The sequence below is a fragment of the Paraburkholderia bannensis NBRC 103871 genome, from assembly GCF_000685015.1.
In the GTDB taxonomy this organism is placed as follows: Bacteria; Pseudomonadota; Gammaproteobacteria; order Burkholderiales; family Burkholderiaceae; genus Paraburkholderia; species Paraburkholderia bannensis.
In genome coordinates this window covers 37,791-54,159 of sequence record NZ_BAYA01000016.1, presented here as the reverse complement: position 1 = coordinate 54,159, position 16,369 = coordinate 37,791, and the positions used below count along the sequence as shown (strand labels likewise).

At 68.6% G+C, this 16,369-nt stretch carries 14 protein-coding genes; 2 read left to right on the top strand and 12 right to left on the bottom strand.

All coding sequences use genetic code 11. The features are described 5' to 3' along the window. Positions 1–14: 14 nt before the first annotated feature. Positions 15–1,832 (top strand): trypsin-like peptidase domain-containing protein, encoded by a 1,818-nt coding sequence (locus tag BBA01S_RS23630; protein WP_052391845.1) that lies wholly within the window; start codon positions 15–17, stop codon positions 1,830–1,832. A 228-nt stretch (positions 1,833–2,060) separates the two neighbouring features. Beyond that, a complete protein-coding gene (locus BBA01S_RS23625) occupies positions 2,061–2,390 on the top strand; it encodes a DUF4148 domain-containing protein (protein ID WP_027818625.1) in 330 nt (109 codons plus the stop codon). A 122-nt stretch (positions 2,391–2,512) separates the two neighbouring features. On the opposite strand, the gene BBA01S_RS23620 is transcribed toward BBA01S_RS23625, so the two are convergent. The 12 genes from BBA01S_RS23620 to BBA01S_RS23565 all read right to left on the bottom strand — a co-directional run bounded on the left by BBA01S_RS23620 (position 2,513) and on the right by BBA01S_RS23565 (position 16,348). Beyond that, on the bottom strand, positions 2,513–3,418 hold the full coding sequence (locus tag BBA01S_RS23620; RefSeq protein ID WP_027818624.1) for an anti-sigma factor family protein: 906 nt from the start codon (positions 3,416–3,418) through the stop codon (positions 2,513–2,515). Continuing rightward, a complete protein-coding gene (locus BBA01S_RS23615; RefSeq protein WP_027818623.1) occupies positions 3,415–3,933 on the bottom strand; it encodes a sigma-70 family RNA polymerase sigma factor in 519 nt (172 codons plus the stop codon). Before BBA01S_RS23615 ends, BBA01S_RS23620 begins: the two co-directional genes overlap by 4 nt. Before the next feature lie 21 nt (positions 3,934–3,954). Further along, entirely contained in the window at positions 3,955–4,806 is an 852-nt protein-coding gene (locus tag BBA01S_RS42340; protein WP_052391844.1) for an anti-sigma factor family protein, read from the bottom strand. 123 nt (positions 4,807–4,929) lie between these two features. Then, on the bottom strand, positions 4,930–6,048 hold the full coding sequence (locus BBA01S_RS23605) for a diguanylate cyclase (RefSeq protein ID WP_084162475.1): 1,119 nt from the start codon (positions 6,046–6,048) through the stop codon (positions 4,930–4,932). A gap of 44 nt (positions 6,049–6,092) precedes the next feature. Beyond that, positions 6,093–7,112 carry a chemotaxis response regulator protein-glutamate methylesterase gene (gene cheB / locus BBA01S_RS23600; protein WP_027818621.1) on the bottom strand — a complete coding sequence of 340 codons (1,020 nt, stop codon included), beginning with the start codon at positions 7,110–7,112 and terminating at the stop codon, positions 6,093–6,095. Beyond that, the gene (locus BBA01S_RS23595; protein ID WP_027818620.1) at positions 7,112–9,526 is read right to left on the bottom strand and encodes a hybrid sensor histidine kinase/response regulator; all 2,415 of its coding nucleotides are present in this window, start codon (positions 9,524–9,526) and stop codon (positions 7,112–7,114) included. Before BBA01S_RS23595 ends, cheB begins: the two co-directional genes overlap by 1 nt. Then, positions 9,523–10,218, bottom strand: a complete 696-nt coding sequence (locus tag BBA01S_RS23590) for a chemotaxis protein CheW (RefSeq protein ID WP_027818619.1) — start codon at positions 10,216–10,218, stop codon at positions 9,523–9,525. Before BBA01S_RS23590 ends, BBA01S_RS23595 begins: the two co-directional genes overlap by 4 nt. Next, positions 10,208–11,596 carry a CheR family methyltransferase gene (locus tag BBA01S_RS23585; protein ID WP_027818618.1) on the bottom strand — a complete coding sequence of 463 codons (1,389 nt, stop codon included), beginning with the start codon at positions 11,594–11,596 and terminating at the stop codon, positions 10,208–10,210. The genes BBA01S_RS23590 and BBA01S_RS23585 overlap by 11 nt, the downstream gene beginning before the upstream one ends. After that, positions 11,593–12,108, bottom strand: coding sequence for a chemotaxis protein CheW (locus BBA01S_RS23580; RefSeq protein WP_027818617.1), 516 nt, complete (start codon positions 12,106–12,108; stop codon positions 11,593–11,595). Before BBA01S_RS23580 ends, BBA01S_RS23585 begins: the two co-directional genes overlap by 4 nt. Positions 12,109–12,200: 92 nt before the next feature. Continuing rightward, positions 12,201–13,874 carry a methyl-accepting chemotaxis protein gene (locus BBA01S_RS23575; protein WP_027818616.1) on the bottom strand — a complete coding sequence of 558 codons (1,674 nt, stop codon included), beginning with the start codon at positions 13,872–13,874 and terminating at the stop codon, positions 12,201–12,203. Between the two features lie 273 nt (positions 13,875–14,147). Further along, on the bottom strand, positions 14,148–14,822 hold the full coding sequence (locus BBA01S_RS23570) for a TetR/AcrR family transcriptional regulator (protein ID WP_027818615.1): 675 nt from the start codon (positions 14,820–14,822) through the stop codon (positions 14,148–14,150). Between the two features lie 161 nt (positions 14,823–14,983). Continuing rightward, positions 14,984–16,348, bottom strand: a complete 1,365-nt coding sequence (locus BBA01S_RS23565) for an MFS transporter (protein WP_027818614.1) — start codon at positions 16,346–16,348, stop codon at positions 14,984–14,986. Positions 16,349–16,369 lie beyond the last annotated feature (21 nt).

Below are 16,369 nucleotides of genomic sequence, written 5' to 3'. Positions count from 1 at the left end.
ACTGGAGGTGTGCTGTGCCCCGTCTGATCCCCGCCTGCACCTCGCGACCCGCCGCCGCGCTCGCTGTCCTTATCGTCGGCACTGCCTGCCTCACCGTTCACGCCGCTCAAGCCGCCACGCCCAACCCGCCCGCGAAATCCTCGCAGACGGCGCAGGCGTCCGACCCGTCCGAAGCCGATAAACCAGTCGCAGAGAAGCACGCCGCCGCCTCGCCCGCCGCCATGGCGACGCCGGACTTCTTCGCGCTGGCCGACCGCTACGGCCCGGCCGTCGTGCACGTGATCGCGCGCAGTGCCGACGACCCGCAAGCGTCGCCCGAGCAGGAAGCGATCGACAACGACGATCCGTTCTCCGCCTTCTTCAAGCGCGCGCCGCGCCCGCCCGCCAGCGCCCAGGCGCAGGCGCAGATGCCCGGCCAGGCCCCGGGCGCAGACGGCCCGCGCGTGATGACGGGCAGCGGCTCGGGCTTTATCGTGAGTTCCGACGGCGTCGTCCTGACCACCGCGCACGTGGTCGATAACGCGCAGGAAGTGACGGTGCAACTGACCGACAAGCGCGAGTTCAAGGCGGAGGTCGTCGCCGTCGATCCGCAGAGCGACGTCGCCGTGCTCCAGGTGAACGCGCACGACCTGCCGAGCGTGAAGCTGGGCGATTCGTCGAAACTGCGCGCCGGTGAACCGGTGCTGTCGATCGGCTCGCCGGACAGCTTCCAGAACACGGTGACGACGGGCATTGTCAGCGCGGCCTCGCGCACGCTGCCGGACGGCAGCGCGTTCCCGTTCTTCCAGACCAACGTGGCGGTGAACCCGGACAACTCGGGCGGCCCGATCTTCAACCGCACGGGCGAAGTCATCGGTATCGCCGTGCAGGTCTATTCCGATCGCGACCGCTATTCGGGGCTGACCTTCGGCATTCCAATCGAGTCGGCGAACAAATTCCGTGCGCAATTGCAGGCGGCGCGCAAGACCGGCCCGGCCAACCAGGGCGATCAAGCCGATCAGGCCGACGCGCAGAACGCAGCGGCGCCCGCGCCCACGCGCACCTTCGGCATGCAGGTCGAGGACGTAAGCCCGGGACTCGCGGCGGCGCTCGGTTTGCCGCATGCGGGCGGCGCGCTAGTGGACGCCGTGGATGCCGACTCGATCGGCGCGGCGGCGGGCGTGAAAGCCGGCGACGTGATCGTGCAGGTCGGCCAGGAACCGGTGGACAGCGCGGCGACGCTCGCGAGCCAGCTCGCCGCCGTGCCGCCCGCCACGCAGACGCCGCTCAAGGTGATCCGCAACCGCCGTCCGATGCTCACGCGCTTCTCGAATGCGGCGCTCGATGCGAAGCCTGCGAGGACAGCGAAGGCGACGCTCAAGGCCGCCAGGCCGGTGCAAGCGGCTCAACCGGCCCAGGCCGCGGAGCAAGCCGATCAGGCCGACACCGCGGACGCCGCCGACGCGCAGGAAGCTGCCCCCAACGCCCGCAGCGTCGCCACGGTCACCGCCGATTCCGAGGGCGCGACCGTGACGCGCGTCAGCACCGCCGCGAAGCCGCCCCGGCCGACGGCCGTTCGCAGCTCGACAGACCGGCTCGGCCTCGTCAGCCATGCGCTCAGCGAAGACGAGCGCCGTTCGAGCGGCCTGCCGCTCGGCCTGATGGTGGACGCCGCCAGCGGCCCGGCCGCGCGCGCGGGCGTGCGCCCGGGCGACATCGTGCTCTCGCTCAACGACACGCTGATCGAAACGCACGACCAGGCCATGGCGCTCGAAGCCAAGGCGACGCGCAGCATGGCGCTGCTCATCCAGCGCAACAATGCGCGCAGTTTTGTCGATGTGAAGCTGCAATAACGACAACAACAACGTCACCGATATGGCCCGATGCAGCATCGGGCCATATCGCATTTCCTCCCGCTACAAATCCGATACAAAGCCGATACAAAGCCGGACGGAATAACTCCCAGGCTGGTGCGTTCTTATCCATGCAGGCAGCGTCGAAACGAACCTGATTCACCGCATCACAGGAACGGTTCGATCGGCGGCTGCCGCGAGACCACACCACTTTATGAGGAGTTCGAAATGTCTATCCGCCGCGTATTGATCGCCACGCTCGTCGCCGCCGCTTCCGTGGGCGCTGTCACCCAGGCATCGGCACAAGGTCTCACCCGCGAGCAGGTGCGCCAGCAACTGATCGAAGCCGAGGCCAACGGCTCGCGCTTCGTCACCGATGCTTCGTATCCCGACGTCAGCCCTGTCTTCGCCCAGCAGGCCGCGCAGGCCGCGCACGCCGCTCACGCACAGGAAGCAAGCGGCATGGGCGCGCCCGCAGCCGGCAAGAGCGATGCAGGCGCGCCGCCCGTGGCCTGCGTCGGCCCGGCGAGCTTCTGCAATATCTACCAGGGAAGCTGATGCCGTCACGCTCAAGCGTGCAACGCCGAAACCCCGCTCATTGCGAGCGGGATTTCGGCGTTGGCATGCGGGACTGGATGTGAAAGCGCAGCGGCGCTGCGCGAATCGAGGTCAGCGTAAGGTCAACGCGAAGTCAGCTGTGCGTAGACATCGTGCGAGAGTTGCAGCAGCACCTTGCGGTCGATACCACCCGAGAGCGCGTAGCCGAAATCGCCGTCGATCCAGTAGAACACGTTCACGGGCCCGTCTTCGTAGAGCTTGAACGCCGTGGTGTTGCTGCTGACCTTGCGGCGCGAGATGCACAGCGTCACGCGTTCGCCTTTGTCGTTGTGATACATGAACTGCGCGACATCGCCGTCCGGCCCCGGCAGCAGACGTCCGCCAGCGAGCTCGAAACCACTGCGCGAGAGCATCGGCGGATGCACGTCGGTGCCCAGGCGATTCGCCAGCCATTGCACGAAATCCTGCTCCTGGCGCGCGCCCATCGTATCGGGGCGCTCGACTTCGGGCATATAGACGACATGCGCGAGCGCGGCCTGGTGGACGAAGTTCATGGTCGGGTCTGCGCTGACCGTGCGCAACCCGGCGCGCGTGCCTGCACTGTCGCCGCCGTCCATCAGATTGGCGCCGTAATGCGTGCCCCAGCCTATGCCGATGCCCACCACCAGCGCCGCCGCGAAACCCGCGAACTTCGGCCAGTTGGCGGCGGCGCGCGCGTGGTCTTTCACCACGCGCGGCGCGGCGGCCACATGATCCGCGGAAGCCGCGGCGGAAGCATAAGCAGAAGCCGACTCGGGCACGGCATCCGCCACCAGGTCGCGCAGATGCGCGGGCACCGGCTCGCTCAGCACGCGGTCATAGCGTTCATGCAGCAGGCTGTTCAGCGAGAAAAAGTCGCTGGTGCGCGCCGCGAGTTCGGGATTGCGTTCGAGTTCGCGCTCGACGTCGGCGCGGCGCGCTTCGGAAAGCGTGCCGTCCACGTAGGCGTGGATCTCGTCTTCGGTCACGGGATGTTGTTGCTCGCTCATCGCACCACCTTCAGGTTCGCACGCGGGGCGCTTCCGGCCATCAGCGCACGCAGGCGCTCACGGCCCCTGGACAGCCTCGACATCACGGTGCCAATCGGCACGTCGAGCGCCAGCGCCACATCGGCGTAACTCATTTCTTCCAGGCCCACCAGCAGGACGACTTCGCGCTGCTCGACCGGCAGGCGCTGCAAGGCGAAGTCGAGATCGCGCACTTCGAGCGCGCCGGTCTGCGTCGCGGGCACCGCATAGTCGGTTTCGGGCACGCTGTCGTCGTCGACGGACACATGCGTGCCGCGCGCCGCCGATTTGCGCACCTGGTTCACGAACAGGTTGTGCATGATCGTGAAAAGCCAGGCGCGCAGGTCGGTGCCGGCGCGAAACAGTTCGGTGCGCGCGAGCGCGCGTTCGAGCGTGTCCTGAACCAGATCGTCGGCCAGCTCGCGGTTGTTTATCAGCGCGCGGGCATATCGCCTCAGGCGCGGTACGTGTTCGATCAGCTCGTCACGGATGTCCATGTTCCATCCTTGTCTGCCCCCTCATCGCCGGGGTTGCGCGTCCCCGCGCGCGTCATTCTGCGGTTCTTTGTGCAGCTCTTTGTGCAATGCTGCGACCGGCGGTTTCTCCGCCTCCATCTGCTGGGTCGCGGCGTCGGCGGCGCGCATCAAGCCGCGCGTGCGCGCATTGCCTGCCAGCACCCAGCGTTCGCCGTGCCCGATCCAGCCGATCAGGCGCAGGTCGCCGACCCGGCGTGCGCTCCACTGCGGCGCATCGCGCTCGAACCAGGCGCGCGCCGCGAGCAGCACGACCGGCTGGCCCTCGGCGTTCACGTAGTTCCAGCGCTGCACGCGCGCAAAAGGCCCAAGCTCCATCGTGCCGGAGGCCACGAAGCGCAGGCCCACGGCGTCCAGATCGAAGGGCGCGGGGCCGGCTGCCCGGGTGCCGGGTGCGAGGGCGTCGGCGAGCGGATCGGATGCGCCCGCCATCGGCTGGCTGGCGCTGCCTGCTTCCATCAACGCCATCACCGCCGCGTTGTTGAGCGCCTGCACGCTGGGTTCGGAAGCGGCCAGCCAGGCCAGCGCAGCCGCCGCCAGCACCAGTGCAGCGCCGCAAACGGCGAGAGCGCGCCGCAGCGTGCGCGAGCGCGGCGGCACGCCTGCACGCACGGCCACGATGTCGGGCGAGCCGCCCGCCAGCGCGGCCTCGCCGAACGAGCGCCGCATCTGCGCGTTGAGCCGTCGATAGAACAGGATCCGATGCCATTCGCCGGGCCGCCGCGCCAGATAGCGACGCACGCGTGCGGCCCGCTCGCTGGGCAGCGAGCCGTCAGTGTAGGCCTGAATATCGGCTTCGGACACCGGCCGCTCATCGGGCGGCACCTGCGGAACCATGATCGTCGCGTGAATAAATGGGGACGATGGGCTAACGCGCGGGCGGCGCGTTTATTCCGGCAGATTTGCGCGCAGGCAGGAAGTTTTTTAGGGGCGGCATACAAACCCGCCGCCCAGGCCCGCCTAGCTGCGCGCCGTCACTTCGTTGGAGAACGCCACGCGGTTGCGGCCTTCGCGTTTGGCGCGATAGAGCGCGGCGTCGGCTTCCTCGATGAGCGCCGTTTCCGCCAGTCCCGCCGAGGGCGTGAGCGTCGCCACGCCCACGCTGATCGTCAGATGTTCGCTGACTTTCGATCCCACATGCGGCAGCTGCAGCGCCGCCACGTCGCGGCGCATCTTCTCGGCCATCAGGCGCGCAAATGCGCTGCCCGCTCCCGGCATCACGACCGCGAATTCCTCGCCGCCGAAACGCGCCACCAGGTCGCGCGGCTGGCTCACCTCGCGGCGGATCGTGGTGGCGACCGAGCGCAGCACGTTGTCGCCCGCCACGTGGCCGTAGGTGTCGTTATAGGGCTTGAAGTAATCGACGTCGATCATCAGCAGCGAGACTTCGGTGTTCTCGCGCTGCGCGCGCCGCCACTCCGCACCCAGGAATTCGTCGAGGTAGCGGCGGTTGGACAGCCCGGTCAGGCCGTCCGAATGCGTGAGCCTGCGCAGTTCCAGGTTCGCCCGTAACAGCTCCTGCTGCGAGCGGCGCAACGCGCGATAGGCTTCGTCGCGCTGGAGCATGTTTACATAGGATCGCGAATGATATTTCACTCGCGCGATGAGTTCGATGCTGTCCGGCAGCTTGACGAGGTAATCGTTTGCGCCAGCAGCAAAGGCCGCGCTCTTGATCGCCGGTTCTTCCTTCGTCGACAGCACGATGATCGGCACGTCGCGCGTGGCGTCATTGGCGCGATACGCGCGCACGAGCGTGAGGCCGTCGGTGCCGGGCATGACCAGGTCCTGCAGGATCACGGTCGGGCGCACCTGCTCGGCCATGCGCACCGCCTGCTCGGGATGCGAGCAGTAGTGAAAGTCGATTTCGCGCTCGCTTGCCAGCGCGCGCCGCACGGCCTCGGCGACGATCGCCTGGTCGTCCACCAGCAGCACCATCATCGGCACGTCCGCTGCACCGGGCAATGGCTGCTCAAGCGCCGTGCGCACGGCCTCAAGCGCGCCTTCGAGCGAGGCCTCGTCGGGCCCGCCTTCGGTCAGCGCGGATTCTGGCGCGGGTGAATGGTTCGGCTTCTCAGTCATGATGTCAGTCGCTTGGGGTCTATCCAGTATCGATGCGTGCGGCGTCACGCGGCGCGCGGCGTGCCGAGGCGGCTCACCAGTTCGGCGGCGATGGCGGGCAGCGGCAGGATCGCGCGCGCAGCGCCCAGCGCCGCAGCCGCCTTCGGCATGCCGTACACGGCGCTCGTCGCCTGGTCCTGCGCAATCGTGTAGCAGCCCTTCGCGCGCAATGCCTTCAGGCCGATCGCGCCGTCGCGCCCCATGCCCGTGAGCAGCACGCCGATGGCCTCGCCAGTCCAGTTCTCGACCACGCTGTGAAAGAACGTGTCCACCGACGGACGATACGGCGTATCGGCAGGCTCGCGAGTGTAAGCCAGCTTGCCGTTGGCTGTCATGCGCAGATGATCGTTGGTCGCGGCCAGCAGCGCCTCGCCGGGCACCGGGCGCTCGCCTTCGCGGGCGATGCGCACCTTGAGCGCGGTCTGCCCGTCTAGCCAGTCGGCCATGCCCACGGCAAACGACTGGTCGACGTGCTGCACGATCACGATGCCTGCGTTCAGTCCCGCCGGCAGCGCGCCCAGCACGGTCGCAAGCGCCGTCGGGCCGCCCGCCGACGAGCCGATCGCCACCAGCGGCGCGAGCGCGCCCGTCCCCGCCGTGAACGCGGCCGGCGCGCGCCTGGCTTCGGTCATGCCATTCACGCGGCCGATCTGGTCGATCTTGGCCAGCAGCAAGTCCATCGTGCTGCGCGCGTCGGGGCCTGCGAGCGTGGGCGTATCGACCGCGTCGAGCGCGCCCGCGCCCATCGCTTCGTACACGCGCCAGGCGTTGGCGCCCACGCTGCTCGTGACGATCAGGATGGGGCACGGCGAACGCGCCATGATGCGCCGCGTCGCCTCCACGCCGTCGATCTTCGGCATGACGAGATCCATGAGGATCACGTCGGGCTGCTGGGCCGCGCAGAAGTCGACGGCCTGCTCGCCGTCGGCGGCCACCCACAGCACGCGATGTCCTGGCCGCGCCGCGATGGCGTGACGCAGCGACTCCACCGCGAGGGGCATGTCGTTCGCGATACCGATGTTCATCAGGTCGCCTCTCCGATCAGGTCGTGTACGGCGTCGAGCAGCGCTTCGTCGTGGAAGCTGCCCTTGGTCAAGTAGTAGTCGGCGCCGGCATCGAGGCCGCGCCGCCGGTCGTCTTCGCGGTCCTTGTACGAGACGATCATCACGGGCACGTTGCGTTGATGCGGGTCGTTACGAATCATCGTGACGAGTTCGATGCCGTCCATGCGCGGCATGTCCACGTCGGTGATCACGAGATCGAACTGGCCGTTGCGCAGCGTGTTCCAGCCATCCATGCCGTCCACCGCGACGGTCACGGCGTAGCCGCGTTTTTCGAGCAGCTTGCGCTCCAGCTCGCGCACGGTCAAGGAATCCTCGACCACGAGGATGCGCTTGCGTTCGCGCGCGGCGGTGTTCGCGCCGCGCGTCACGCCCGCGAGCTGCCCTTCGCGCACGAGCCGCGCCACCGAGGCGACGATGTCCTCGACATCGACGATCAGCGTGACCGTGCCGTCTTCGAGCAAGGCGGCGGCGGCCACGTTGCGCACCTTGCCCAGCCGCGCGTCGAGCGGCTGCACCGCAAGCGTGCGCTCGCCCGCGAAAGCGTCGACGGCAATGCCGTAGAGCGCCGCCTCGTGGCCCGTGCCGTCGCTGATGAGCAGCACGCTGACGGCGTCCGTCGCGCTCACCACGGCGTTTGCACCGTTCGCGCCCAGCAGCTGGCGCGCCGTGACGAGGCCGATCGGCCGCCCTTCGTGAATGATGTGCTGCTGGCCTTCGAGCATCTCGATGGCCTCGCGCGGCACGCGCAGCGCGCGCCGCACATGGGCGAGCGGGAAGGCGTACGCCTCGCCCGCGACATCGACGATCAGGCTGCGCACCACGGACAGCGTGAGCGGGAGCTGCAGCACGAAGCGCGTGCCGCGCCCCGCCGCGCTTTCAATGCGCACGGTGCCGCGCACGGCCTTGGCGAAGTTCTGGACGGCGTCCAGACCCACGCCGCGCCCGGACACGTCGGTCACGCGCTCGCGCATCGAAAAGCCCGGCAGCAGCAGGAAGTCGAGCAGTTCCGGCTCGGACATGGTTGCGACCGCATCGGCCTGGGCGAGGTTGCGCGCCACGATCGCGCGCTTGAGCGCGGCCATGTCGACGCCCGCGCCGTCGTCGGCCACGGCGATCAGCAGCTTGCCTGCGCTGTGGCGCGCTTCGAGCGTGAGCGTCGCTTCCTCGGGCTTGCCGAGCAGGCGGCGCGTCTGCGTGTCTTCGATGCCGTGATCGAGCGCATTGCGCAGCAGGTGGCCGAGCGGCGCATCGAGCATGTCGAGGATGTCGCGATCGACCTGGGTGCTCTCGCCTTCGATGACGAAGCGCACGCGCTTGCCGAGCGAGCGCGCGAAGTCGCGCACGATGCGCGGATACGCATGCGCCATGTCGCTGAACGGGCGCATGCGGCATTCCAGCGCCGAGTCGTAGAGCCGTTGCGCGAGCTGGGTGCCGCGCCGGTCGATGCGGTCGAGGTCGTCGAAGCGTTCGGCGAGCTGGCCGCCGAGCGTGGACAACTGGTCGCGGATCGCGGCGAGCGCGGCGAGCGCGTCGGGCCCGAGCGCGTCGCCGTGATGTTCGTTGAACTGGCCGAGCGCGGCGAGCACCTCGCCCTGGGCGCGGCGCACGCGCAGCAGGCCGTTGGCGAACGGCCGCATGCGCCGCGACTCCACCAGCGACTCGCCCGCGAGGCCCAGCAGCCGGTCGAGCGTGCCCGCGCGCACACGCAGCATGCGGTCGCTGTCGCGCTCGCGACGGGCGGCAGCCGTGGTGGCGGGAGCGATGGGTTCGCGCGTCGGTGCGGGCGCAGCCGCGGCTTCAGTTTCGTATTCGAGTTCGGGTGCGGCTTCGGTGGGCTCGGGCAGCACTTCCGGGAATGCCGGCGCGGCTTCCTTCGGCGTCTGCACGCTTGCCACGCTCGCGAGGCTCGCCGCCAGCAACGCCTCGGGATCGAGCTGTGCGGGCGGCTCTGATGCTGCGGGCGCTGCGGGTGTTGCGGGCTTTGACGCTTGCCCGCCGTTCACCAGCCGCTCGACAAAACCGTCCACCACGTCGCGCGCCAGCGGCGGCGCCGACGCATCGCCTGCCGCCATCAGCAGGTCGATGCCGACCAGCAGCGTATCGATCCGCCCCGCGTCGACCGTCAGCAAGCCGTGCTGCGCGGCAACGAAGCAGTCCTCCATTGCGCTCGCCACATCGACGGCCTCGGGCAGCCCGACGATGCGCGCCGCGCCCTTGAGCGAGTGCGTCGCGCGCATGCAGGCTTCGAGCGTGGCGTCGTCGTCAGGCGTCGCCTCCAGCGCGAGCAGGCCCGCCGCGAGCGTGCGCGTCTGCGTCTGCGCTTCCTCGCGGAACAGGTCGAGCAGCGAGCGGCGGCTCAGTTCGTCGTCGCTCATCTCAGGCTCCGGGTCAGCGCGCCGAACAGCGCATCGGGTTCGAGCACGCCCACCGAGCGGCCGCGCCACACAAACACGCCGCGCACGTTGCGCCCCGCCGCATGCGCGAGCGTGGCGGGCGCGGGCAGCAGTTCGTCGGCGCCGAAATAGGCTACGCCTTCGACATCGTCGACGGGGAACGCCGTCATCTCGCCGTCCCATTCGGTGACGAGCAGGCGCGGCGTGGCGATGCGCGCGCCTGTCGTCGCCGTGGTCTGTGCGCTCGCATCGATATGCAGCAGTTCGGCAAGCGACGCCGCGAGCGTGAGCACGCCGCGCACGTTCACCACGCCCAGCACCGCGGCGCTGCGTCGATGCGGCAAGGAATGCACGGGCCGCGCTTCGCCGACATAGCGCAGCGCGGACGCCGGCAGCGCGAGCCATTCCGCACCCACACGGAACACGAGCGAGCCGTCACGGCGCGCCGTGTGCGTGGGAGTCTGCGTCTGCGCTTGCGCAGCGAGCTGCGCGTCGGGCAACTGCGCCGCGCCTTGCGCCGGGCGGTCGAGCATCCGCGCCGCGGCCTGCTCGAACACCGGGCAATTCAGGCAGCGCACGTACTGCGCGAGGCGTTCGCACGAGCTGTCGCCACGCACGCCAATGCGGTTCCAGCAGTCGTCGAGCGCCAGGTTCGCGCCGCGTTCATCGAGCATTCGAGCCTCCCGGGCTGCGCTGCGACGCGCGTTCGGCGCGACGCATCAGACGTTGCGCGCCGTCAGCGTCGCCCTGCACTTCGAGCAGCGCGGCCAGATGCGTGAGCGCCTCGTAATGCTCCGGCTCCAGATAGAGCGTCTTGCGGTAGTGCCCGAGCGCGAGCGCGGCCTCGCCCTGTGCATCGGCGATGAGGCCGAGCAAGTACCAGACTTCGGCGTCGTCGGGCGCGGTCTGTGCGTGCTGGGCGGCCGCGCGCGCGGCAGCGTCGAGCGAGCCGGCGTCGGCCAGACGGCGAGCTTCGGCGAGCGTCGGCATATTCGTCGCGGCTGGCGCGGCTTTCGGCGTGGCGAAACCAGGCGCGGTGAACTTCGCTGCTCGCAACGATGACGGCGCAGGCGGCACGCTTGCCTTCACACCCATCGTCGCGGGCAGCGCAGCGGCGCGCGGCGGCGGCGGCACCGCGTGCAGCGGCCTCAATGGCGCGTGCGGCGCGGTGGGGTAAGGGGTTCGGGCAGGCGTGACCGACGCAGCGAGAGGCGCCGCAGCCTGCGCGCCCTCGCCGCCCGGCCAGCGAAAACCGAACGCCAGCGGAATCTGCGCCGAGGCGAATTCGTGGCGCATCATCAAGCCCGTTTCCGCCGGGCCGACGAAGATCATCCCGCCATCGGCGAGACGCGCGCGCAGCAGGCCGATGGCGCGATCCTGCGCCTGGCGGTCGAAATAGATCAGCACGTTGCGGCAAAAAATAAAGTCGTAGCGCACGGGTTGCGCGGCCAGCCACTCGAACAGATTGGCACGCTCGAAGCGCACCGCGCGCTGCACCGTATCGGCGAGCTGCCAGCCGTTCGGCGCTGCATGGAAATAGCGCTCGCGAAACGCCAGCGCATCGCCGCGAAACGCGTTGCGGCCATAGACGCCGCGCGATGCCGCCTCGATGGACGCCGAACTGATGTCGATGGCGTCGATGCCGAACTGCTCTGGCGCGAGCCCCGCGTCGAGCAGCGCCATGGCCGCCGAGTGCGGTTCCTCGCCCGTCGAGCACGGCGCGCTCAGCACCCGCAGCACGTCGCCGGGATGCCTCACGAGCCGCTCCATGCCACCGCGCGCGAGCGCCGCGAAGGCTTCGCGTTCGCGAAAGAACCAGGTTTCGGGCACGACGAGCGCGTCGATCAGCGCCTGGCGTTCGGCGGCGGTCGTCGTGAGCAGGTGCCAGTAGGCATCGTGGGCGTCGTGGGCGGCGTCAACGCCCGCGCTCTCCCCGCCAACAGTCGCCGCCGCACGCGCGGCCACAGCGCGCGCGAGCGCCTGCGCACCGAGCGATTCGGCTTCGATGCCGGTGTGCTCCAGCAGCCAGGTGGCGAAGCGCTCAAGACTCATGGCGCGCGTCCTGTCGGCGCATGACCGGCCAGGGCGTCGCCGCCCTGCCACGTCGGCGGATCGGGAAACAGCAGTGCACGCACGCGCGCATCGAGCAACTGATCGACCTTCACCCACTGCACGAAGCCGTGCGCGTCGCGCGCGACCGGGCCGAGCCAGCGCGCGTCGGGCGTGGCGATGCCGCCATCGGCGAACTCGCCGGGCGCGAAACTCTGGGTGCGCGTCGCGCATTCGAGCAGCAGCGCGAGGCGGCGCGGCTGCAGGCTGCGCGGATCGACACCTTCGTTCACCAGCACGAGCCGCGTGGACATCAGCGCCTGCGCGGGCCGACCGAGCGCGAGCTGCGCCATGTCGACGACCGGCACCGGCGCGCCTTCGTGGTCGATCACGCCCGCGATGAACGGCGGCGTGCCCGCGAACGCGCGCACCGGCTGCAAGGGCAGCACGCGCACGATCTCGCGCGCATCGAGCGCGTAGCGTTCGCCGTCCAGCTCGAACACGAGAAAAAGCATCGCCGCTCCGCTCAGTAACCAGGGATCAGGAATCAGGAACCAGAATTCAGGCGCCAGGCGTCAGCAGCACGCCGGGCGCGGGAAACGGCGCGTCATGCATCGATCCTGAAGCGCGACACGCCCGTGCGCAGTTCGTTGGCCACGAGCGTGAGGTTGTCGATGGCCTGCGACGACTGGCGCAGAGATTCCGCGGTCTGCTGCGCAGCTTCGGAGAGCTGCGTGAGCGCCTGGGTGATCTGCTCGGCGCTGGTCGCCTGCGCCTGCATGCCGTCGTTGACCACCTGGAAGCGCGGCGCGAGCGTCTGCACCGCACTGATGATCTGCGAAAGCTGCGCGCCCACGGCCTGGACGTCGTGCATGCCGCGCCGCACTTCCTCGGCGAACTTGTCCATGCCCATCACGCCCGCCGATACCGCCGACTGGATTTCCTTGACGGTCTGTTCGATATCGAAAGTCGCCACGGCCGTCTGGTCGGCGAGACGGCGGATTTCGGTCGCCACCACGGCGAAGCCGCGGCCGTACTCGCCAGCCTTTTCCGCTTCGATGGCGGCGTTCAGCGACAGCAGGTTGGTTTGATCCGCGACCTTGGTGATGGTCGCCACCACCTGGTTGATGCTCACGGCCTTCTCGTTGAGGATCGCGAGCTTGGCGTTCACCGAGCCTGCCGCTTCCATCACGCTGCGCATGGTGTCTTCCATGTGCGTGAGGCCGCTCTGGCTGGTGGACGCGAGACCCGCCGACTGCTCGGCGACGGTCGCCACTTCGCCCATGGTGCGCACGAGGTCGCGCGCGGTCGCGAAAATCTCGCGCGAAGTCGCGCCGATTTCGGTCGTGGTGGCCGCCGTCTCGCTGGCCGTGGCCTGCTGCTCCTTCGACGTGGCCGCGACTTCGGCCACCGACGTGGTCACCTGCAGCGACGACTTCTGCGCCTGCGCAACGAGGCTCGCGAGTTCGTCGCTCATGCGGTTGAAGCCGTCTTCCAGCACGCCGAATTCGTCGCGGCGGCCCAGTTCGAGACGCTGCGCGAGATTGCCCATGCGCATGGCGTCGTGCACTTCGACGAGACGCGCCATGGGCCGCGTGATCGCGCGATGCAGCGTGTAGCCGGTCGCGAGCGCCGCCAGCAGCACGATGGCGAGCGCGCTCGCGAGCGTGATTTCCGTGCCCGTGACCGAGCTGCGGATCGTCTGCGCGGATTCGTCGGCCTGGTTGCGGTTTTCCTCGACGAGCGTGTTGGCGGCCGTGATCACCTCGCGCCAGATGCCGTCGAGCTGCACGAACTGCGCCTGCGCGGCGCTGCGCTGGGCCGGCAGGTTACGCACCGCGGCCATCAACTGCGGCAGGTAGCGGGCGTAAGCATCGCGAAAGTGCTGGTAGCGGGCGCGGTCGTCCGCGCGGTATACGGAGGCCTCATAGTGCTGCGCATTCTGCTCGACCTGGCTCACCGCGGCGGGCAGTTGCCCGAGCACGCGCTCTATTCCCGCGGCGTCCGGCTCGACAAAGGCGGCGCGCTCGACCAGCGAATAGGTCTGGTTCGCGGCGGCGCGCATCGAGGTCGCGTAGAACAGCCCCGGCACGGAATCGTGCGTGAGGCTCAGGGCTTCACTGTCGATGGCGCGCAGGCGCTCCCAGGAGATCGCAGCCGTCGCCAGCATCAGCACGAACAACAGGCCGAAGCTCAGGACGATGCGCGTGCCGAGTGTGTAACGTCCCTGGGTCTGACGGGGCAGTCCGGCTGAGCCGGAACGGGGCATAGCTGTGCTCATTGCGCGTGGGCTTATCCGGTAGGCGTGAGCCGACGCCGGGCGCGCACGACGAGATCAGGCCGACACGGATCGGCAAACGGAACGCGGGCGCACGCACGGCATGGGCAAGGCCCGCGCATGCGGGCTTCCGGGCCGTAGTGTAATGCGTTTGCGCACTTTTATGGGATGAGGGAAGTCGGGGATGTGGTAGCCGCGCCGCATGCCGATAACCCGGCGCGGCGGCTTTTCCACGCTATCGCCCTGCTTCTGCGGCGATATTTCGGGACAAATCGCTCAGGCCGACTTGCGCACGAACCGCGTCACGGCGTCCACCACCATCTCGCGATGACGGGCGCGCAGACGGGGATGCGAGGGATCGCGCCCGAACGCCGCGCCGAAGGTATGGCGGTTGCCCACGCGATGAAAGCACATCGAGCTGATCAGCAAATGCAGGTCGATCGGATCGATGTCGTCGCGGAACACGCCCGCGCTCACGCCACGCGCGAGCAGGTCTTCGATCGTGTGGATCACGCTGGCGTTGCGGTTGCGGAACGTCTTGAGCCGCTCGATGTACTTCGCGCCGTGGATGTTCTCGATGGTCACGAGGCGCACGAAGTCGCGGTGGCGGTCGTGATAGTCGAAGGTGAATTCGACGAGACGCTGAAGTCCCTCTTCCGGGCCCAGTTCGCCGATATGCAGGTCTTGTTCCAGCGCGCGGATGTCGCCGTAGACCTTGTCGAGCACCGCTTCGTACAGCCCTTCCTTGCTGCCGAAGTAGTAATACAGCATGCGCTTGGTGGTGTTGGTGCGCTCGGCGATCGCGTCCACGCGCGCGCCCGAGAGCCCCATTGCCGAAAACTCGGCGGTCGCCACGTCGAGGATGTTGCGTTTGGTCTGCTCGGGATCGTACTTGCGCCGGCTTTCGGATTGAGCGTCGTTACGTTCGGCCGAAGCCGCCGGTCTTGCCATAATTATTCTGTGGACCGTGAGTAAGGAAGGGATGCGACCGATTTTAGCATGGCCCCCTGTCGGGCTTTGCGGGCCCGCCTGGCCTGTCTGGCCTGTCTGCGGGCCAGTGAAGCGACAAAACCGGCGGGCCCGGCATCGGCCCGCCGGTTCAAGTCCTTACATCAAAGCTCGATACGCTTGATGTCGCCCACCACGAAGATGTAGGACGCCGCGCCGATCAGCGCAATCGTGCCGATAAAGGCCAGCGCCCAGACGAACGACCCCGTCGCGCCGACGATCATGCCCACCACCAGCGGCGTGATGATGCCCGCGAGGTTGGCGGCCAGGTTGAAGATGCCGCCCGTGAGGCCCAGCATGCCAGCCGGCGCGATGTCCGACACCAGCGTCCAGCCCAGCGCGGCCATGCCCTGCGCGAAGAACGCCACCGACAGGATCGCGATCACGGCGACATTGCTCTCGACGAAGTTGGCAAGAATGATGCTCGACGCCAACAGCAGACCGGCGATGATCGGCAGCTTGCGCGCCACGTTGGCCGAGACGCCGCGGCGCAGCATCCAGTCCGAGAACGTGCCGCCGAACATCACGCCAACCGACGCGGCGATGAACGGCATGATCGCGAAGAAGCCGATCTTGAGCCAGCCCATGTGGCGCTCGGTGGCCAGGTAGGTCGGGAACCACGTCAGGAAGAAAACGAGCGTCGAGTTGCCTGCGAACTGGCCGAGGCAAATGCCCGCAAGCTGGCGCTTGCGCAGCAGCTGGCCGGCCATGCGCCAGTCGAAGCCGCCCTTCGCCGGTTTGCCGTCCTGCTGCGCGGCTTCGACCTTGCGTTCGTGTTTGGCGAGACCGCCGCCTGCCTCGATATAGTCGAGTTCGGCGCGGTTGGCCGCCGGGTGATCGTGCGGCTCGCGGTAGAACGCCCACCAGATGAAGCCGAACACGATGCCCACGCCGCCCACCACGTAGAACAGCGAGCGCCAGCCGTACGCGCCCATCAGCGCGAACAGGAACGGGCTGAAGAACGCGAGGCCGATGTACTCGCCCACCGTGTAGGTGCCGGTCGCGAAGGCGCGCTCGTGCTGCGGGAACCAGGTCGCCACGACGCGGCTATTGGTCGGGAAGCACGGCGATTCGGCCGCGCCGAGTCCCAGCCGGCAGGCGAACAGCGCGCCCACGCTGCCAACGAAGCCCTGCACCAGCGTGCAGAGCGACCAGAGCGTCATCGACAGGAAATACGTGAGCTTGCTGCCGAAGCGGTCAAGAAATACGCCGCCCGGAATCTGTGCGACCACGTAGCTCCACGAGAACGCCGAGAACACGAGGCCCATCAGCGCCGCATTGATGCCCAGTTCCTTCGTCAACTGCGGGGCCGCGATGCCCAGCACCGTGCGGTCGAGGTAGTTGATCATCGTGCCGACCGCGAGCAGTCCGAGGATGCGGTAGCGCGCTTTCGAGCGGCGCAGCGCGCCCTCTGCCGGTGCGGCAGCAACGCCAGGCGCGTCGCGCCCCGTGGATACGGGTGGTGCCATTTCTGTCTCCTGATCCTGTGT